Source organism: Vibrio sp. A2-1 (assembly GCF_021728355.1).
GTDB lineage: Bacteria > Pseudomonadota > Gammaproteobacteria > Enterobacterales > Vibrionaceae > Vibrio > Vibrio splendidus_K.
The window spans coordinates 500,353-520,025 of record NZ_JAKKCO010000002.1; the positions used below are offsets into that span (position 1 = coordinate 500,353).

At 44.6% G+C, this 19,673-nt stretch carries 15 protein-coding genes; 2 read left to right on the forward strand and 13 right to left on the reverse strand.

Translation table 11 applies throughout. The annotated features are described in order from the left end of the window. Positions 1-109: 109 nt before the first annotated feature. The 5 genes from L3V33_RS09835 to znuA all read right to left on the reverse strand — a co-directional run bounded on the left by L3V33_RS09835 (position 110) and on the right by znuA (position 8,029). Complete coding sequence (locus L3V33_RS09835) at positions 110-340, reverse strand: FeoC-like transcriptional regulator (RefSeq protein ID WP_004734201.1); 231 nt, start codon at positions 338-340, stop codon at positions 110-112. Continuing rightward, a complete protein-coding gene (gene feoB / locus L3V33_RS09840; protein WP_065204985.1) occupies positions 337-2,610 on the reverse strand; it encodes a Fe(2+) transporter permease subunit FeoB in 2,274 nt (757 codons plus the stop codon). Before feoB ends, L3V33_RS09835 begins: the two co-directional genes overlap by 4 nt. Continuing rightward, on the reverse strand, positions 2,611-2,832 hold the full coding sequence (locus L3V33_RS09845; protein WP_004734203.1) for a FeoA family protein: 222 nt from the start codon (positions 2,830-2,832) through the stop codon (positions 2,611-2,613). Positions 2,833-3,515: 683 nt separating this feature from the next. Beyond that, a complete protein-coding gene (locus tag L3V33_RS09850; protein WP_237290400.1) occupies positions 3,516-6,875 on the reverse strand; it encodes an AraC family transcriptional regulator in 3,360 nt (1,119 codons plus the stop codon). Between the two features lie 269 nt (positions 6,876-7,144). Then, positions 7,145-8,029 (reverse strand): zinc ABC transporter substrate-binding protein ZnuA, encoded by an 885-nt coding sequence (znuA, locus tag L3V33_RS09855; protein WP_171308848.1) that lies wholly within the window; start codon positions 8,027-8,029, stop codon positions 7,145-7,147. An 83-nt stretch (positions 8,030-8,112) separates the two neighbouring features. Here znuA and znuC point away from each other — a divergent pair, with 83 nt between their 5' ends. Next, entirely contained in the window at positions 8,113-8,892 is a 780-nt protein-coding gene (gene znuC, locus L3V33_RS09860) for a zinc ABC transporter ATP-binding protein ZnuC (protein WP_004734207.1), read from the forward strand. Then, positions 8,892-9,677 (forward strand): zinc ABC transporter permease subunit ZnuB, encoded by a 786-nt coding sequence (gene znuB, locus L3V33_RS09865; protein ID WP_004734208.1) that lies wholly within the window; start codon positions 8,892-8,894, stop codon positions 9,675-9,677. Before znuC ends, znuB begins: the two co-directional genes overlap by 1 nt. Positions 9,678-9,852: 175 nt before the next feature. On the opposite strand, the gene sucD is transcribed toward znuB, so the two are convergent. The 8 genes from sucD to sdhC all read right to left on the reverse strand — a co-directional run bounded on the left by sucD (position 9,853) and on the right by sdhC (position 19,471). Continuing rightward, the gene (sucD, locus tag L3V33_RS09870; protein WP_004734209.1) at positions 9,853-10,725 is read right to left on the reverse strand and encodes a succinate--CoA ligase subunit alpha; all 873 of its coding nucleotides are present in this window, start codon (positions 10,723-10,725) and stop codon (positions 9,853-9,855) included. After that, the gene (gene sucC, locus L3V33_RS09875) at positions 10,725-11,891 is read right to left on the reverse strand and encodes an ADP-forming succinate--CoA ligase subunit beta (RefSeq protein WP_004734210.1); all 1,167 of its coding nucleotides are present in this window, start codon (positions 11,889-11,891) and stop codon (positions 10,725-10,727) included. Before sucC ends, sucD begins: the two co-directional genes overlap by 1 nt. 206 nt (positions 11,892-12,097) lie before the next feature. Further along, the gene (gene odhB / locus L3V33_RS09880) at positions 12,098-13,306 is read right to left on the reverse strand and encodes a 2-oxoglutarate dehydrogenase complex dihydrolipoyllysine-residue succinyltransferase (protein ID WP_114633858.1); all 1,209 of its coding nucleotides are present in this window, start codon (positions 13,304-13,306) and stop codon (positions 12,098-12,100) included. Positions 13,307-13,327: 21 nt separating this feature from the next. Next, entirely contained in the window at positions 13,328-16,147 is a 2,820-nt protein-coding gene (gene sucA / locus L3V33_RS09885) for a 2-oxoglutarate dehydrogenase E1 component (protein ID WP_017079473.1), read from the reverse strand. A 97-nt stretch (positions 16,148-16,244) separates the two neighbouring features. Then, positions 16,245-16,958 (reverse strand): succinate dehydrogenase iron-sulfur subunit, encoded by a 714-nt coding sequence (locus tag L3V33_RS09890; protein ID WP_004734213.1) that lies wholly within the window; start codon positions 16,956-16,958, stop codon positions 16,245-16,247. Between the two features lie 12 nt (positions 16,959-16,970). Next, positions 16,971-18,737, reverse strand: coding sequence for a succinate dehydrogenase flavoprotein subunit (sdhA, locus tag L3V33_RS09895; RefSeq protein ID WP_009847321.1), 1,767 nt, complete (start codon positions 18,735-18,737; stop codon positions 16,971-16,973). Next, positions 18,738-19,085 carry a succinate dehydrogenase, hydrophobic membrane anchor protein gene (sdhD, locus tag L3V33_RS09900; RefSeq protein WP_004734215.1) on the reverse strand — a complete coding sequence of 116 codons (348 nt, stop codon included), beginning with the start codon at positions 19,083-19,085 and terminating at the stop codon, positions 18,738-18,740. It lies immediately after the preceding gene. Further along, positions 19,079-19,471 carry a succinate dehydrogenase cytochrome b556 subunit gene (sdhC, locus tag L3V33_RS09905; RefSeq protein ID WP_012604532.1) on the reverse strand — a complete coding sequence of 131 codons (393 nt, stop codon included), beginning with the start codon at positions 19,469-19,471 and terminating at the stop codon, positions 19,079-19,081. Before sdhC ends, sdhD begins: the two co-directional genes overlap by 7 nt. Between the last annotated feature and the right edge of the window lie 202 nt (positions 19,472-19,673).

The following is a 19,673-nucleotide window of genomic DNA, read 5'->3' on the forward strand; positions in this document are numbered from 1 at the left end:
CAAGGCTGTTCAGAATAGACACATGACAAAAAGCCGCTCATCTAAAATAGGTGAGCGGCTTTTTTATTGTCTAATCTCGCCGTTTTCAACGAGAGTATGAAGATCTGAACTACATCATCACATTCAGTGACAAACCATCTTGTTTGCTGATGGTGTAACGAATACGAGTTGTATGTCCATGCTTGTTGGTATCGACCAAGCGAGATACCTTACCTTTCTTGACCCACACACTCAGCATCGCATCGACACCGTCTTCGCTCATTCCAAACTTAGACGCGAGTTCACTACGAGCAGCAACACCTTCGTTATCAATGTATTGATGAAGTTCAGTTAAAATCATACTACTTGCACCTCTAGCGCTTTTTGCTTACTGCCAATTTTCTTGAAGACGCGATACGTCACCACAAAGCCACCAGCAATTGCCACCATCCACACAGCACTACTCACTGGATGTACTGCGAAATTTGCTGCTTGGTAGTAGAAGGTTGCACCGAAGTAACCAAGAGCCATTGTCCACACCGCAATGAAGCGGGCAAACGTCTGACCAAACTCACGAACATAAGCGCCCATCGCAGCAACACAAGGTGTGTAAAGCAGGATAAGAATCAAGTAAGCAAACGCAGCGTGGCCTGATACAAACTTGTCTTTCAAGTTACCAAAGATCGAGGTATCAACCTCTTGATCCGCAGCCACAGAGCTTGAGTCAGACAAGTCGCCCACTTCAATGCCTAATGGATCTGAATAGCTCAAACCAGCTAGGTTTTCAGGGATGGTCATGACGGCTTCTTGCAAGCTTGCTGCTAAATCGAATTCAGCCGCTTCTTCATCTGATGGTGTGGTGTACAAGCTGTTTAATGTACCAACAACGGCTTCTTTCGCAAAAATACCCGTAATAATACCAACCGTTGCAGGCCAGTTCTCTTCAGTAATACCAATAGGTTGGAACACTGGAGTCACAACTTGAGCCGCTTTAGATAGCACTGAGCTTTCGCTGTCTTCGTTACCAAAACTGCCGTCCATACCTAATGAGTTCAGGAAGCTAAGAATAGCCACAACCATTACGATGGTTTTACCTGCGCCAAGCACGAAACGTTTCAGCTTCTGCCAAGTTTTCAGCATCACGTTTTGCACGGTCGGCAACTCGTAATCCGGCATTTCCATTACTAAGCTATCGCTGCTACCTGGATAGATGGTGTTCTTAAGGAACAGACCCGTAAACACAGAAGCAACAATACCCATGATGTACAGAGCGAATACCACGTTTTGTCCCGCGCCAGGGAAGAATGCTGCTGCGAACAGTGCGTACACCGGAAGACGAGCACCACATGACATAAACGGCGCCATTGATGCAGCCAGTTTACGTTCGCGTTCTTGGTCAAGAGTACGCGTCGCCATAATTGAAGGCACGTTACAACCAAAGCCCAGTACAAGCGGTACAAATGCTTTGCCCGGTAAGCCAATCTTCTGCATTACTTTATCAAGTACAAATGCCGCACGAGCCATGTAACCCGAGCTTTCTAATACCGCTAAGAACAAGTAAAGCGCGGCAATAACCGGAATAAAGGTCGCAACCGTTTGAATACCACCGCCGATGCCATCGGCAAGAATGGTGACTAGCCAAACCGGTAGATGGCCATCTAATAAGTGGTGTCCACCATCAACTAATATTGCGCCAACACCAATATCAAAGAAGTCGATAAACGCACTACCGATATTGATAGAGAACATGAACATTAGGTACATGATGACGAAGAAGAAAGGAATACCGACCCATTTATTCAAAATGAATTGGTCTGCTTTCTCAGTAAAGTTACGGCTTAGTTTTCCTTCACTGCGACGAACACGTTTACAAAGGTCATGTAAGAAAGTGTATTTAGCGTCAGCAACAGCAAGGTCAATATCGAAATCGGCACCAAGACGAACACTGTCAATTTGAGTACGAGTTTGAGGAGCCAATCCGTTCAATACTAAGTAATCATTTTCTAAAGCACGAATAGCCAGAGCTCGGTAAGATACGTCAGCATCATCAAATTGTGACTCAACAGAAGGGATAAGAGCTTCTAACGCGGCATCGTAATCAATAGATATAGGATCAAGACTCACACCTTGAACAAGCAGTTTATGCAGACGCTCTTTAAAACGTGCAACTTGGCCTTTGTCGTTTGCAGACAAGCTTAAAACTGGACAGCCAAGCTCTTTCTCTAGCGCTTTAAGGTTAATCACCTGACGCTCACGCTTTAATACATCCATCTTGTTCAATACAACGATCATTGGGCGACCCAACTCTCGTAATTGTAATGTCATGTATAAGCTTCGTTCTAAGCAGCTTGCATCTACAACATTGATGATCACATCTGCAGGGTGAGTTAGCACAGCACGAGACGCGATAGATTCATCGATACTGTTCGCATCATTACCACTGTCTAGTGCGTAGATACCCGGTAAATCCGTTAGCTGAAACTGATCACCAGCGTGCGAATACAAACCCGTCTTCTTTTCTACGGTTACACCAACCCAGTTACCAACGTGCTGCTTAGCACCAGTTAAGGCGTTAAATAATGTTGTTTTACCACTATTCGGGTTACCAACGGTAAGAACTTGATAATCCATTTAGATAACCTCGATTTGTTCTGCAATGCTTTCACGAATGGCGATAGAAACACCTCTCACCTCCACTTGAAGTGGATCACCCATCGGCGCACGACGGATTAGCGTCACCTCAGTTTTTGGCAACATGCCCATAACCATAAGTTTTTTTCTAACGTCCGGTGTTAAGCCTGTTAGTGCAACAATAGAAGCCGCTTTTCCTTGCTCGAGTTGTGAGAGTTTCATAAATGCCCAATTCGTGACTGATAATGAGAAAGATTGTTATTACCGCCATGATACACATACATGACCACAATTCCATTGTGTGAAATCAATGTTTTCGAAAATACATACTCGTAAATTTCGTTAAAAACGTTTACGTCAAAAACGTTACTTTCAACAAACAACGAGAACTACCTCACTAGTACCAATCAAGAAAAACCAACACAAATCATTAATTATCAATAACTTAAAATAATGTCGGTTTTCTCATGGCCATCTGTCGTTAATTTTATAAGTAAAATAAGTGGGCAGACGTATAGTTACTCCAACGAAGAGAAACTACTTCTCTTTAATTTTATTCCAGAGGTGATGTGGCTTGCCATATCACTCCGGCAGCAAGCGAAGGTGTCCTTGGCACCCGTGGTATAGTCCCCCCGGCTATACCACGATATTTTTTTTCTTCCTTTTGTTTTATCCCAACAGCCTTTTAAACGCCCCACAGCTCTCTATCTCTATCTCTATCTCGTATCTCGTATCTCGTATCTCGTATCTCGTATCTCGTATCTCGTATCTCGTATCTCGTATCTCGTATCTCGTATCTCGTATCTCGTATCTCGTATCTCGTAGAAGCATAAAAAAGCCCCAACACGAATGTCGAGGCTTAGAGTATCTTTATCTATGTGGAAGTAGAGTAAATCCGCAGCTCACTACTCTTCGCTGTTTTCAGCAAACTTAGATGGCGACATACCAAAATGGTGCTTAAACCTCTGACTGAAATAGGAAGGGTCATTAAAACCAGAATCAAACGCGACGTCTGAGATCTTCTCTCCCGCAAGTAACCGCTCGCACGCATGCTCTAAACGCACTTCATTCAAGTGCTCTTTAAAGGTCTTGTTATAAGCCGATTTAAAGCGTCTCTGTAAGCTTCTCTCTGACATGAACAAGTACTTAGCAGCAGTTGCAGTACTGAACTCTGCATCGGCGTAGTTTTCGCTCACAAGCTGCGACACTCTGTTTTTCCACTCTTGTTCAGCACTCAACCTTTGTTGCTCTGGCGTTGAAGCGGCAAGCTTAATGGTTTCTATCTGCTCAATTGTGCTGGCTTCCAGATTATCCAGCACTTGATATTCAATCGGCCACGAAAGCTGAACCTTATTTTGATAGTCAGAAACAAACGCGTTCAGTTCACCACCACTCTGATTCATCAATAGAGGTAATTTTTCGATATTTAGATCAGTCGATTTTCCGGTGTTGTCACTCATGCTTGATGCCAATTTAGGAAAAGGCATCCCATGATCTCGAATCGTAACGACAAGATGCTCCTTCACTTCTTCAACCAGAACCACCATGCTTTGTGACTTAAAGTTTCTCTTGATGATGCTCGCAACCAAGTTGTTGAAAATAATATCGAGATTAAAATACAGTAAGGATACGTATCGTTGTTTGGTATCAACTCTGATATCCAGTTCAATACCCGCTTTGGCTAAATCATCTTGCCAAGCTTTGAGTACCGCTTCTAAGATCAAAATTATATCGTAACTGACCTTCCCTTCTCCTTGAGGTGTATTGCTCAATTGAGCCAAGCCATTTTTCAGCGTTAAGATTGGCGACTTGCCTTTCTCATTCCAATTCGGGAGCATCGCTGCAATATGATTAACTTCAGATGAGAGTTCATTTGCTGTGTGCGACACAAGCGCACTCTTAACTGATAGCTGCTTTTTAAGCTGTTGATTGGTCGTCAACAGAATGCGACTTTGGTGCCTCAGTTGATCGGTTTTTAATGCAACTTGCGCTTTTAGGTGTCTATTAGCAAAAGTGACATAACGCGAACGCCAAAAGACCAAGATAGTCACGACACCAATCAACAGCACCAGAGAGCTTGCGGCAGCCCAATTGGTCAGATACCAAGGCTCAGCGATTGAGAAGCTTTGATTCGTTGACACAAAGCGATAATGCGAGTCCTTAACGGGTTTAACTTCCAGTGTATAGTCCCCCGGAAGAAGATGGTCGAGCGTTAACAAGCCTCCTTCAAATTCACTCCAAGGTTCATCGTCGCTCAGGCGATACTCCATCGCAGGGGCAAACGTCGCAGGTAGAATACCCAACTTAAAACTCATAGATGAACCATAAGGGATCTCATCCAAATGAGCTGTCTTACCACCTAGTGATACGGTTTGCTGATCAACACTGATCTTACTCAGTAATGCTCGACTATGGGGTGTTGTTGATACCAATAACTCATCAGATAACGCACTGACTACGCCATACTTTGATCCAAAAGTAAGCCTCGTAGATTGGCTGCCTTCGCTGTCAAACAAGTCGCATGCCCCTGCTGCCAGTTCATTGGTGATCAAGCCAAATGGTGAACCGATATGTTTATGCAGTTGCCCATCCAGTCCGTAATAGCTGATACCTTTCGAAGAACCTAACCACACACCATTGTCATCGCTTATTAAGCAATTTGGGCTAATATTGTCTTCAACAAGCATGACCTCTTGAATAATAGAGCTGTCATAAGGGATTCGATACACGCCATAACTGCTCGCAAACCATTGAGCCCCATCCTTCGCTTTTTCAATATCGACCACTTTGCCAAATCGTTCGCTTGAGCGACTAAAGCTAATCCGTTTATCAATAAAAGAGTAGAAGCCGTGGTCAGTGCCTATATATATACGACCTTGTAACCCTATATTGAGAGCCGTGATTTTTGCTGGCAAAAACTTATCAACTAACCAGTCAGTACCGTACCCCGTCAGCTTCATGGTTTCGATAGATAACGAATAGAGGTTTTGCCCCGATGTTATCCAAAGTACGTTATCAGCTTGAAGCGCAAAGTTCTCAACGTGTACCCCCTTGATAGACCTTGGTAAACCGAGTTCTTCAGGCTCTAACGTATTGGTATTAAAACTAATAATACCTTCTTCAGTAGCCAACCAAATGGAAGAACCAAAGATCTCAAAGTCCTGTACCGAGTTGGAATAAACACGAATTGGATTCTCTTTGCTTTGAGCATCGACCAAATAGAGGCCCAGTGAGGAAGCAACCCAAGATAATTGTTCACTAACCGGCTGTACTTTGTTTATCACGACACTACTTGAGTGCATCCCCATACCCGTTAATGGCGTTCTTGAGAATGTCTTACTGAACAGTGAGAAATATCGGATGCCGTTATTTGTCGCAACCCACATCCCACCAGCATGGTCGTTGATTAACGAATATATTTTCTCTCCCGGTAACGAGAAATCTTGGTTAGCGGCTTGTTCGAATCGTGTAATTTGACCCGTAATGAAGTTGTAACTAATGAGTCCATGCTCTGTGCCAATCCAATATTGGTCTGAAGTTTCAGCAAGCGAGAGAACGTGCGACCCTTTTATTTTGTTCTCTTTATCTGGATTCGCGAGATCAACAATCACCGCCCCATTTAAAGTGCCGATCACTAACTCTCGTCTAGCATTAGAAAAATAAACCGTCTCAATATGGTGCTTATCTGATGCAGTGATGTGAGTAAACTCTTGCGCCTCGGAAAGGTAAGCACCAGAACTGGTCGCGAGTACCCATTTTGACAACACCCACTCCGCATCGTTAATCGCAATATCACTACTATTGTTGTATCGATACAGTTTGAGTAGTGAGTAGGTGGTAAATTCTAAAGATTGAGTGTTGTATGTATAAAAATTACTGCCATCTGTGACCCAAATATAATCACCTGATGAGCCTATATTCGTGATCTCAGCACCCGGGCTTAAACTAAACGCAAGTTCATTGCCAATCCCCGGATTATGTCGGTACACCTCATTATCAAAAAATGTCCAAAACTCATCGTTAAGAAACGCGACTCTTTCTGAAGAAAATTGCAGAAGGCTACCCTTTCTAGGGAATAGGGTTCGGCCATCATAAAAGAGTACTTTTCCATGGACATCATGAACCCATAGCCCGCCACCGGCACCTAAGTACAAGTTTTTAGCCGCAAGAAAATTCCCTTGCGCTTGAACGGGCAAAGGGTAGAAAACGGAGGGTGAGGTATTTACCGCGAGAACGCTAAATGAAATGCTCATTAACATGAACATTCTGAAGATAATTCGATACAACTTTTCATCCTGAACAGCAATAACACATGAAATTATGGTGTCCACAACGTCTTATTCGCTGCTTAACCAAAAATCCAGTTTTTTTGTGCTTATTATTATCTTTCTATTTTAGCGGAAATTAACAAAGGAGAAAGGAGGTTTGCTATTTGTTGAGAGGTTTTATCTTAGCGGTCACGAAAATGCCGCAAAAAGCGGCATGATTCATAAATTAACGAGAGCAAAGTGTCGTTAGGAATATTGGTTATTGATTATTTAGCACTCAAGCAGCTGGTGTAGCTGTCTGTAAGTTGCTGAAGAAATTCGAAATAACTTCCACTCTTCACTTCAACCTGTGAACCAACAGGATCAAGTTGCCCTTGCTTAGCATTGCTTCCGCGAGTCACCGATTCGATCACAGCTGGTGTAAATTGAGGCTCTGCAAATACACATTGAACATTTTCACGCACCAAGGTTTTCTTGATAGCTATCAAGCTTTTTGCACCCGGCTTGCGCTCTGGGCTCACGGTAAAGTGACCTAAGTTATTTAACTCAAACTCCTGTTCGAAGTAGCCGTACGCATCATGGAATACGTAGTAACCTTTGTCTTTCACTGGCGCAAGTTGTTCATTAATTGACTGCTTCTTCTCTTTCAAAGCAATCAAGAATGAGTCTAGGTTCTCTTGATACGCCATTGCGTTATCAGGGTCAGCTTCAATCAACTTAGCTGAGATATATTTTGCCGCGACTTCAACTTGGTCGATGCCCAACCAAAAATGCGGGTCATGGCTACCATGATGATGTCCTTCATGAGCATCGTGGTCTTCATGCCCAAACTCTCTCAAGTTGATTCCAGGAATCTCACTGATCTTGATAACATTTTCTTTTGAACCAATCACCTTAGTCAAAAAGGCTTCTAGGTCAGGGCCGAACCAGATAACCATATCGGCACTATGAACTTTTTTGACATCCGATGGCTTAAGCGCATAATCATGCGGCGAAGCATTGCTGTTCATCAACACATCCGGCTCACTAACGCCTTGCGTTAATTCTGTCACAATCATTTGAATCGGTTTAAAGCTTGTTAGAATAGTATTGGCACTTGCGACACTTGGCGCTAAAAGCAAAGTAGCAAGTATAAAAGATGAACGTGACATAATCCCTCGATAATAGAAAAGTAGCTTAGGCTTGAGGTAAATGTTACATTATAACATTAGCGAATTGCAAATGAGTTCTATTCATGGATAACTTAATCCAACTAGATTCTGTGAGCGTCGAGTTTGACGGTCGAAAAGTTCTAGACAACATCTCTCTAAATATAGAGCGCGGCAGAATCACCACCCTCATTGGGCCAAACGGTGCAGGAAAGTCGACATTAGTAAAAGTGGTACTGGGTTTACAAACCAAATTTTCAGGCACAATAACAAAAGCTAAAAAACTGAAAATTGGCTATGTACCACAAAAATTAAAGCTTAATGATTCACTACCGCTTAATGTAGAACGTTTTCTAAAGCTCACTGGCAAGTTCAGTCAGCAAGAGATCCTTGAAGCATTGAAGCTCGTTGGTGCTGAACATCTGCAAAAGAGTAACATGCACCAGCTATCTGGCGGTGAAAACCAACGTGTGCTGATTGCTCGTTCACTGCTAAGAAGACCAGACCTACTGGTTCTTGATGAACCTGCTCAAGGCGTTGATGTACAAGGACAAATTGACTTGTATGACCTAATTGACACCATTCGTCACCGTTTTGGTTGTGCCGTATTTATGGTTTCACATGACCTGCATTTAGTGATGGCCAAAACAGACGATGTTATCTGCTTGCACCACCATATCTGTTGCTCAGGCGCACCTGCAGACATCAAACACCACCCTTCGTATATTGCGCTCTTTGGCACCGCGACCCAAGAAACACTGGCGTTTTATCATCACCAACACGAACATCACCATCATGATCTTGCAGGCCAGCCTGTCGAAGGCGACGTGCATGAATGTTCAAACCATAAACACGGACATCACTAATGCTTGAGTTTCTTCTTCCCTCTATTTTGGCGGGTTTGGGTATTGCGCTAATTGCAGGCCCATTAGGGTCGTTCGTAGTATGGCGCAAGATGGCTTACTTTGGTGACACGCTTGCTCACGCTTCTTTGATGGGCTTAGCACTTGGCTTTCTGTTCAACATTAACTTGTATTTCGCGCTGCTGATTTGTTGTTTGATGCTGGCCGTGTTGCTAGTGACTTTACAAAAACAAAAGCTAGTCGCGACCGATACCCTACTCGGTATATTGGCGCACAGTGCACTCTCTTTAGGCCTTGTTGCTGTCAGCTTCTTAGACAATGTTCGTGTCGATCTAATGAGTTACCTATTTGGTGACTTGCTTGCGGTGTCTCCAACAGATTTGGTGTTCATCTACGCGGGTGCTGCAGTGATTGGTTTAGTGCTTGCGATATTTTGGCGACCACTGCTATCAACGACAGTAAATGAAGATCTTGCAGCAGTAGATGGCATCAACATTGACTTAATGCGCCTAATCCTGATGTTGCTGGTTGGTATCGTGATTGCGGTCGGTATGAAATTTGTTGGTGCATTGATCATGACGTCATTGCTGATAATCCCAGCAGCAACGGCAAGGAAATTCGCTAATACACCCGAACAAATGGCATTCCTCGCCTCTGTAATTGGTTCTATCGCTGTGTTCGGAGGGTTGAGCTTGTCTTGGTTCTATGACACGCCAGCCGGCCCTTCTGTTGTTATCAGTGCTGCGGCAATGTTTATGCTGTCTCAAATGTACAGAACCCGCGCCTAAAGTGAAAAGTCGGGATTCATTCTGGCTTTTAACAACACAACCGTTGACGCGGCAGTCGTTTATAAAAGAACCGTTTACAAAAAAATCGGTCACAAAAGAAAAAGGCTTGGTCAATGACCAAGCCTTTCTTATATCGTTCAGTTAGCTTCTATCTCGTTAGATAAAAGCCAGCTGATTACCAACCCGTGATTTCACGTAGGCCTTTACCGATGTCAGCAAGAGACTTAACAGTCTTAACGCCTGCTGCTTCTAGTGCTGCGAATTTATCTTCAGCAGTACCTTTACCGCCAGAGATGATTGCGCCAGCGTGGCCCATACGTTTACCCGGAGGAGCAGTAACACCAGCGATGTAAGATACAACTGGCTTAGTTACGTTTGCTTTGATGAACTCAGCAGCTTCTTCTTCCGCAGTACCACCGATCTCACCAATCATTACGATTGCTTCAGTCTCAGGGTCTTCTTGGAAAAGTTTTAGGATATCAATGAAGTTTGAACCTGGGATAGGGTCACCACCGATACCAACACATGTAGACTGACCAAAGCCTTCATCTGTTGTTTGCTTAACTGCTTCGTACGTCAGAGTACCTGAACGAGATACGATACCTACTTTACCCTTCTTATGGATATGACCAGGCATGATACCAATCTTACACTCGTCTGGAGTGATAAGACCTGGACAGTTAGGACCGATCATGCGAACGCCAGTTTCTTCTAGCTTCACTTTAACGTCGATCATATCTGTAGTAGGGATACCTTCAGTGATCGTTACGATCAGTTCGATACCTGCATCAATTGCTTCTAGGATTGCATCTTTACAGAAAGGTGCTGGTACGTAGATAACTGTTGCTGTTGCGCCAGTTACTTCTACTGCTTCACGTACTGTGTTGAATACTGGAAGGCCTAGGTGAGTTTGACCACCTTTACCAGGTGAAACACCACCAACCATTTGCGTACCGTATGCGATAGCTTGGTCTGAGTGGAATGTACCTTGACCGCCAGTGAAACCCTGACAGATTACTTTAGTGTCTTTGTTAATTAATACAGACATTATTTAGCCTCCGCAGCAGCAACAACTTTCTGAGCAGCATCTGTTAGAGATACAGCAGCAATGATATCAACATCAGAATTAGCAAGTACTTCACGACCTAGGTCTGCGTTTGTACCTTCTAGACGAACAACGACAGGAACTGTTACGCCAACTTCTTTAACTGCACCAATAATACCTTCAGCGATCATGTCACAACGAACGATGCCACCGAAGATGTTTACTAGTACTGCTTTAACATTGTCATCAGAAAGGATGATCTTGAATGCTTCAGCTACACGCTCTTTTGTTGCGCCGCCGCCTACATCAAGGAAGTTTGCTGGCTTGCCGCCGTGTAGGTTTACGATATCCATCGTACCCATAGCAAGGCCTGCACCGTTAACCATACAGCCAACGTTGCCATCAAGTGCTACGTAGTTCAGTTCCCACTGAGCTGCGTGCGCTTCGCGCTCGTCTTCTTGTGAAGGATCGTGCATTTCACGAAGCTTTGGCTGACGGTACATTGCGTTTGAGTCAATGTTGATCTTGCCGTCTAGACAAAGAAGGTTACCTTCATTTGTAATAACAAGCGGGTTAATTTCTAGTAGAGCTAGGTCGTACTGAGCGAACATTTCACCAAGACCCATGAAGATCTTAACGAACTGTTTAATTTGATCGCCAGCTAGGCCAAGTTTGAATGCCAATTCACGGCCTTGGTAAGCTTGAGGGCCAACTAGAGGATCGATCGCAGATTGGTGAATCAACTCTGGAGTTTCTTCAGCGATTTTCTCAATGTCCACACCGCCTTCAGTTGACGCCATGAATACAATTTTGCGCGTTGCACGGTCAACAACAGCACCTAGGTAAAGCTCGTTAGCAATGTTCGATGCTTCTTCAACTAGGATCTTTGTTACAGGCTGACCATTAGCGTCTGTTTGGTAAGTCACTAGGTTTTTACCTAGCCACTTTTGTGCAAACTCTTTAACGCCTTCTTTAGTGTCATGTAACTCTACGCCGCCCGCTTTACCGCGACCACCAGCATGTACTTGACACTTAACAACTTTCTTGGCTGTACTAATACGGCCTGCAGCTTCGAAAGCTTCTTGTGCTGTGTCACACGCGAAACCTTCAGGTACAGGCAAACCGAATTCTGCAAACAGCTGTTTGGCTTGGTATTCATGCAAATTCATTTTGATATTCCGTTTATTTTCCCTTAAGGGATTATTATTTCCATAACGACACAGTTTCCTGTGGTACGTCTGTAGGGTCTTCTCAAATCAACTGCTGTCCATTTTCTAATGGCTTTACAGTTCAAGTGAAGGCCAGACGTTGAGCAGCCTAGCCTTTGAAACTTTTTACGTCTAGCTAACGGGGTTAACTAGACGTTTTAGAGATACTAAACGTCTAATAGCAGACGTGCAGGATCTTCTAGAAGCTCTTTGATTGTCACTAGGAAGCCAACTGATTCACGGCCATCGATTAGACGGTGATCGTAAGAAAGCGCTAGGTACATCATTGGTAGAATTTCTACCTTGCCATCAACAGCCATTGGACGATCTTGGATTTTATGCATACCCAAAATTGCCGCTTGAGGCGGGTTGATGATTGGCGTAGACATTAGAGAACCAAATACACCACCGTTTGTGATAGTGAAGTTACCGCCCATCAGCTCATCAACTGTTAGCTTGCCGTCACGGCCTTTGATTGCTAGCTCTTTGATGCCTTTTTCGATGTCAGCAAAACCTAGTGTGTCACAGTCTTTCAGTACTGGAGTCACTAGACCACGTGGCGTAGATACCGCCATGCTAATATCGAAGTAGTTGTGGTAAATGATATCTGTACCATCAATTGAAGCGTTAACTTCAGGGAAACGCTTCAGCGCTTCTGTTACTGCTTTCACATAGAAAGACATGAAACCAAGACGCGTATCGTGACGCTTCTCGAATTGGTCTTTGTACTGCTTACGAAGGTCCATGATTGGCTTCATGTTCACTTCATTGAAAGTAGTCAGCATCGCTGTGCTGTTCTTCGCTTCTAGAAGACGGTTTGCAACTGTCTTACGTAGGCGAGTCATTGGCACGCGCTTTTGGCTACGAGCCGCTGCTGGCGCTTCAACTGCAGGTGCAGAGGCTGCTGCCGGAGCCGCTTTCGCTGCTGCTAGGTGTGCGTCGATGTCTTCACGAGTAATACGACCACCAACACCAGTGCCTTTGACGTCAGCTGGTTGTAGGCTGTGTTCTGCAAGAAGACGACGAACAGCAGGGCTTAGTGCGTCGTTGCTTTCTTCTGTCAATGCCGCTTTGTGGCGCTTATCAGGAGAAGCTTCTGTATCTTCAGTGGTATCTTTCGTTGGTTCACCAGCGACAGCACCAGGTTTGATCTTTGCAAGAAGCTGCTTAGAAAGTACCGTAGCACCCTCTTCTTCTAGGATAGCTTCCAGAACACCCGCTTCAGGAGCCGGTACTTCTAGAACTACTTTATCTGTTTCGATGTCTACAATGACTTCATCACGTGCAACGGCTTCGCCTGGTTTTTTGTGCCAAGTCGCCACTGTTGCATCAGCCACAGATTCAGGTAAATCTGGAACCAGAATTTCAATTGTCATGTGCGTATTTTCCTTTTACTTCTAGTTCTTAAGTAGGGTCAAAGCGTCGTCAACTAACGCTTTTTGTTGTTTCAAGTGTACCGACATATAGCCAACAGCTGGTGATGCTGATGCAGGACGACCTGCATATTGAATATCAGCACCCACTGGGATAGCAGCTCGGAAATTATGTTGGCTACTGTACCAAGCACCTTGGTTTTGTGGCTCTTCTTGACACCAAACGTAATCGACTACATTTGTGTACTGTGCGATTGCAGCTCTCACGTCCTCGTAAGGGAACGGGTAAAGTTGCTCAATACGTACAATAGCGACATCGTCTTGCTCGTTCTTACGTCTTTGATCAAGCAGGTCAAAGTAAACCTTACCTGAACAGAACACGACGCGTTTTACGTTCTCAGGAGCCAGATCATCAATTTCTGCGATAGCTGGTTGGAACGTACCTTCTGCTAAATCTTCCATAGAAGACGTACATAGAGGGTGACGAAGCAATGACTTAGGTGACATTACGATCAGTGGACGACGCATTGGTCGAACAACCTGACGGCGAATCATGTGATAAACCTGTGCCGGTGTTGAAGGAACAACAACCTGCATGTTTTGTTCAGCACATAATTGAAGGTAACGTTCAAGACGTGCAGATGAGTGTTCTGGGCCTTGGCCTTCATAGCCGTGAGGAAGCAGCATAGTTAGACCACATAAACGTGCCCACTTTTGCTCACCTGACGAAATGAATTGATCGATTACAACTTGTGCACCGTTTGCGAAGTCACCAAATTGCGCTTCCCAAAGGGTTAGACCGCTTGGTTCTGCCGTTGCATAACCATACTCAAATGCGAGTACCGCTTCTTCAGATAACACAGAGTCAAATACTTGGAATGGCCCTTGTTTATCATGAATGTTCGCAAGAGGAACATACGTGCTTGCATCTGATTGATTGTGCAGTACTGAGTGACGGTGGAAGAACGTACCACGACCTGAATCTTGGCCTGAGATACGAATACGCTTACCGTCATCAACAAGTGTTGCGTAAGCCAGAGTCTCGGCCATACCCCAATCGACTTGTTTCTCACCATTCACCATGGCAGTACGATCGTTGTACAGTTTGTTTACTCGGCTTTGCAGCTTATGGCTGTCTGGGTATTGGCAAAGTTTGCTACCAAGCTCTTTCAGGCGCTCGATATCAATCTTGTTGTCCCATTCGATGTTCCAGTCGTGACCTAGGTAAGGTGACCAGTCCACTGAGTGAAGTGCCATTGGGCGCCACTCTTTAACCACAACTTCACCGTGATCAAGTGCATCACGATATTCGTTAACGAGTTGAGTTGCCGTATCAATACCAAACTCACCGCGTTCCATTAGCACGTCAGCATAAAGCTTACGTGGCGTTGGATGCTTCTTGATTTTTTGGTACATCAAAGGCTGCGTTGCATTCGGCTCATCGGCTTCATTGTGACCGTGGCGACGGTAACAAACCAAATCAATAACAACATCACGCTTAAACGTATTACGGTAATCTAATGCAAGACGTGCTACGAAAGCGACAGCTTCTGGATCATCAGAGTTAACGTGGAAAATCGGAGCCTGAACCATCTTCGCGATATCGGTACAGTACATCGTAGAACGAGTATCGCGAGGGTTAGACGTTGTAAAACCAACTTGGTTATTTACAACGATACGAACCGTACCACCAACACAGAAACCACGAGCTTGAGACATGTTGAACGTCTCTTGTACTACACCCTGGCCAGCGATAGCTGAATCACCATGGATAGTAATTGGAAGTACGCGGCTGCCATCTTTATCGTCTAGACGATCTTGGCGAGCACGTACCGAACCGATAACTACAGGGTTTACGATTTCTAAGTGAGATGGGTTAAATGCAAGTGCTAAGTGAACGTTGCCGCCTGGTGTTGCGAAATCCGCAGAGAAACCTTGGTGGTATTTCACATCACCAGTGCCCCACGAGTCATCGCTGTGCTTGCCCGCAAACTCGTCAAACAGGTCTTGTGGCTTTTTACCAAGCACATTGACCAGCATGTTTAGACGACCACGGTGAGCCATACCAACAACAACTTCACGCATGCCTTGTCCACCTGCATGACGAATAATTTCCTTCGTCATTGGGATCAACGCATCACCACCTTCCAACGAGAAGCGTTTTGCGCCTGGGAATTTAGCACCAAGATAGCGCTCAAGACCTTCAGCAGCAGTTAGCTCTTCTAGGAAAGCTTGCTTTTCTTCTTTATCGAAAGAGGGTTGACCAGAAACAGACTCTAAACGTTGTTGGATCCAACGCTTTTGCTCTGTGTTAGTCATGTGCATGTATTCAGCACCAATCGAACCACAATAAGTTTGCTTTAAAGATTTGTACAAATCTCGAAGCACCATCGTCTCTTGGCCAATGGCGTAAGAGCCGACGTTAAACGTCTCATTAAGGTCATCTTCGGTAAGAGTGTGGAAAGAAGGATCCAGTTCAGCGACTGTATCTCTTTCCCATAAACCTAGGGGGTCTAGATTTGCTGATTGATGCCCTCGGAATCGATAGGCATTAATAAGTTGCAGAACCTTTACTTGTTTCGCATCGACATCTGGATCACTAACTTGGACACTGTAATGCTTTGTTTCTTGAGCGAGTCGACGGAAGTATTCACGAACACGAGAGTGTGGTTGTTCCACTGCTTCTGAAGCTTGCACAGGCAATTCTTCAAAAACACTTCTCCATTCGTCACTTACCGAATCGGGGTCACTTAGATACAGTTCATAGAGTTCTTCTACGTACGTTGCATTGGCGCCAGCCAAGTGTGAAGACTCGAGCCATGCCTTCATCACGCCGTTGTGCATATTTTCCCTTAACCAGTAGTTTTCACGTTTGCTGCGGTCTATGCCGAGCTATTAAAAGGCCGCCCCAAAACTTCTAGGGCGGCAATTTTTATATAACTTAAACCGAACGATTCACAAGCATGGTCTTGATGTGACCAATCGCTTTCGTCGGATTTAATCCCTTAGGACAAACACTTACACAATTCATGATGCCATGGCAACGAAAAACGCTAAATGCATCATCAAGATCGGACAGACGTTCGTCTGTCGCCGTATCTCGGCTATCTATTAGCCAACGGTATGCTGCAAGCAGGCCAGCTGGTCCGATGAACTTATCTGGATTCCACCAGAATGATGGGCACGAAGTCGTACAACATGCACACATGATACATTCATACAAACCATCTAAATGAGCACGCTCATCAGGGCTTTGTAGGTTTTCACGAGCCGGTGGCACATTGCCATCAGACACTAAGAACGGCTTAACTTTTTCGTAGTTATCGTAGAACTGAGTCATGTCTACGATTAAATCACGCACCACAGGCAAACCTGGAAGTGGGCGAATTACGATTTTATCTTGGCCAGTAAGAGCAGACAGAGGTGTAATACACGCCAATCCATTTTTACCATTCATGTTCAAGCCATCAGAACCACATACACCTTCACGGCATGAACGACGGAATGAAATCGTTGGATCTTGCTCTTTCAAAAGAATAAGCGCATCCAAAAGCATCATGTCAGAGCCTTCTTCCACCTCTAGGGTGTACTCTTTCATGTAAGGCTTCTGGTCCACATCTGGGTTGTAACGGTATAAAGAGAAATTCAGTTTCATGGTCATATCTCCTTAGTACGTACGTGCTTTCGGCGGGAATGCTTCACGATGGATAGGTTCCATGTTCACGCCACGCTTAGTCATACTTTCTGATTCTGGGTTGTAAAGTGAGTGGCATAGCCATTGCTCATCATCACGGTCTGGGAAGTCAAAACGAGCATGCGCTCCACGACTCTCTGTACGGAAGTTTGCTGCAACCGCAGTTGCGAATGCCGTTTCCATCAAGTTTTCAAGCTCTAAACACTCAATACGTTGCGTGTTGAACTCTGTCGACTTATCTGAAAGGTGTGCATTCTTAAGACGCTCACGAATCACTTTAAGCTCTTCTAAGCCATCAGCCATCGCTTTACCTTCACGGAATACAGAGAAGTTGTTCTGCATACATTGCTGAAGATCTTTACGAATTACCGCAGGGTCTTCACCGTCAGTACTGTTTTCCCAACGATTGTAGCGCTCTAGTGAACGTTCAATGTCGGCTTCAGTTGCAGGTTTTGCTTCAGCTTGCTTATTCAAAGTCTCACCAAGGTGAAGACCTGTTGCACGACCGAACACAACCAAATCAAGTAGCGAGTTGCCACCTAGACGGTTTGCACCATGTACAGATACTGAAGCGATTTCGCCACAAGCGAATAGACCTTGAATTTCAACGTCTGTACCGTCTTCAGTTTGTTTGATTGCTTGACCAGAAACCTGTGTAGGAACACCGCCCATCATGTAGTGACACGTTGGGATTACAGGAATTGGTTCTTTAACAGGATCAACGTGAGCGAAGGTACGAGAAAGCTCACATACACCCGGCAGACGAGATTCAAGCGTCTCTTTACCTAAGTGATCAAGTTTCAGCTTGATGTGTGGACCCCATGGGCCATCGCAACCACGACCTTCACGAATCTCAACCATCATTGAACGAGCTACCACATCACGACCTGCTAAATCTTTAGCATTCGGAGCATAACGTTCCATGAAGCGCTCGCCGTCTTTATTGAGAAGGTAACCACCTTCACCACGACAACCTTCTGTTACCAAAACACCTGCGCCAGCGATCCCCGTTGGGTGGAACTGCCACATTTCGATGTCTTGCATTGGAACGCCAGCACGAATTGCCATGCCAACACCGTCACCAGTGTTAATGTGTGCATTCGTTGTTGATGCGTAGATACGACCAGCACCACCAGTAGCAAGGATTGTTGCCTTCGCTTTGAAGTAGCAAACCTCGCCCGTTTCCATACAAAGCGCGGTAGTACCTAAGATTGCACCATCTTCGTTTTTAACAAGATCCAGTGCATACCACTCAGAGAAAACCGTCGTTTTGTGTTTAATGTTTTGTTGGTAAAGCGTATGAAGCAGTGCGTGACCAGTACGGTCAGCTGCCGCTGCAGTACGAGCCGCTTGCTCACCGCCAAAATTCTTAGATTGGCCACCAAACGGACGTTGGTAAATACTGCCGTTATCAAAGCGAGAAAATGGAAGACCCATTTTTTCTAATTCGATAACTGACTCAGGGCCATTTTTACACATGTACTCGATAGCATCTTGGTCACCGATGTAATCGGAACCTTTAACCGTATCGTACATGTGTTGTTCCCAGTGATCTTCATGCGCATTACCAAGAGCAACGGTGATACCACCTTGCGCAGATACAGTATGAGAACGAGTTGGGAAAACTTTAGAAAGCAACGCACAAGATAGGCCTTGCTCAGAAATTTGTAGCGCGGCGCGCATACCAGCACCACCAGCGCCAATTACTACAGCATCAAACTCACGAACAGGAATAGTCACTTACGCACCCCACAAAATAAACAGACCAGAGAAGAAATATCCTAGAAGAACCGCAACAACACCGACTTGAAGACCAACGCGCAATTTTGCACATTTGATGTAGTCAGTTAGTACTTGCCACAAGCCGATCCACGCGTGAACCAAAATTGAAGTAAGTGCTAACATGGTGAAGACTTTAGTGAAGGTACCACCAAAGAATTGCGTCCAAGATGCGTAAGAAATATCACCTGAGAAAGCACAGAAGCTCACTAGGTAGATAGTGTAAAGCGTCATAATGATGGCTGTTGCACGAATCAATAGATAATCATGCACACCATTACGACCAAAAGTAGAAACGTTGTTTACCATACTAAGATCCCCGCTAGTAGAGACAATACCGCTGTTGCTGCGAATGCAACCTTCGCGCTCTTAGCGCCAGATTCCAGCTCTTCAAAGTGACCAAGGTCCATAAGAAGGTGACGAATACCACCAGCAATGTGGTAAGCCAAAGCGGTTAAAATGCCCCACAGAATAAACTTCACGAAGAAACCGTCGACAATGTCGCTAGCTTCCATAAAGCCTACAGGGGAAGAGAGGGAAATGGATAGTAACCAAAGCAGAATTCCGATCGCAACAAAAGTAATCACCCCAGACACACGGTGTAGGATGGAAGCTATTGCTGTGATAGGAAAGTGGATGGTCTGTAAATCTAAATTAACAGGTCTTGTCTTTCTTTCTTTCACGGGCTCGCTCACTCAGCTCCATTGAGCATGATGGTCATTAAATAACCTTATGTATTGTTATGGACAAAATTTGATTGCAAACCTTCAAAATTTAACATTAACTTAACAAATAACGTAGGTTGAGCCTTAGATAATTGTAAAATAATTGTTAACAGCTAGGTTTCTGAAGACACCTCACATTTCTTCTTAGCCTTGCATTTATAAGGTTTTAACC

What these genes read in the sequence shown, in the direction of transcription:
- odhB (WP_114633858.1), bottom strand. Translation starts at nt 13,306, where the DNA reads ATGACAATTGAAATTCTGGTTCCAGATTTACCTGAATCTGTGGCTGAT.
- sucA (WP_017079473.1), bottom strand. Translation starts at nt 16,147, where the DNA reads ATGCACAACGGCGTGATGAAGGCATGGCTCGAGTCTTCACACTTGGCT.
- sucD (WP_004734209.1), bottom strand. Translation starts at nt 10,725, where the DNA reads ATGTCTGTATTAATTAACAAAGACACTAAAGTAATCTGTCAGGGTTTC.
- L3V33_RS09845 (WP_004734203.1), bottom strand. Translation starts at nt 2,832, where the DNA reads ATGAAACTCTCACAACTCGAGCAAGGAAAAGCGGCTTCTATTGTTGCA.
- znuA (WP_171308848.1), bottom strand. Translation starts at nt 8,029, where the DNA reads ATGTCACGTTCATCTTTTATACTTGCTACTTTGCTTTTAGCGCCAAGT.
- sucC (WP_004734210.1), bottom strand. Translation starts at nt 11,891, where the DNA reads ATGAATTTGCATGAATACCAAGCCAAACAGCTGTTTGCAGAATTCGGT.
- L3V33_RS09835 (WP_004734201.1), bottom strand. Translation starts at nt 340, where the DNA reads ATGATTTTAACTGAACTTCATCAATACATTGATAACGAAGGTGTTGCT.
- feoB (WP_065204985.1), bottom strand. Translation starts at nt 2,610, where the DNA reads ATGGATTATCAAGTTCTTACCGTTGGTAACCCGAATAGTGGTAAAACA.
- L3V33_RS09850 (WP_237290400.1), bottom strand. Translation starts at nt 6,875, where the DNA reads ATGTTCATGTTAATGAGCATTTCATTTAGCGTTCTCGCGGTAAATACC.
- L3V33_RS09890 (WP_004734213.1), bottom strand. Translation starts at nt 16,958, where the DNA reads ATGAAACTGAATTTCTCTTTATACCGTTACAACCCAGATGTGGACCAG.
- sdhD (WP_004734215.1), bottom strand. Translation starts at nt 19,085, where the DNA reads ATGGTAAACAACGTTTCTACTTTTGGTCGTAATGGTGTGCATGATTAT.
- znuC (WP_004734207.1), top strand. Translation starts at nt 8,113, where the DNA reads ATGGATAACTTAATCCAACTAGATTCTGTGAGCGTCGAGTTTGACGGT.
- znuB (WP_004734208.1), top strand. Translation starts at nt 8,892, where the DNA reads ATGCTTGAGTTTCTTCTTCCCTCTATTTTGGCGGGTTTGGGTATTGCG.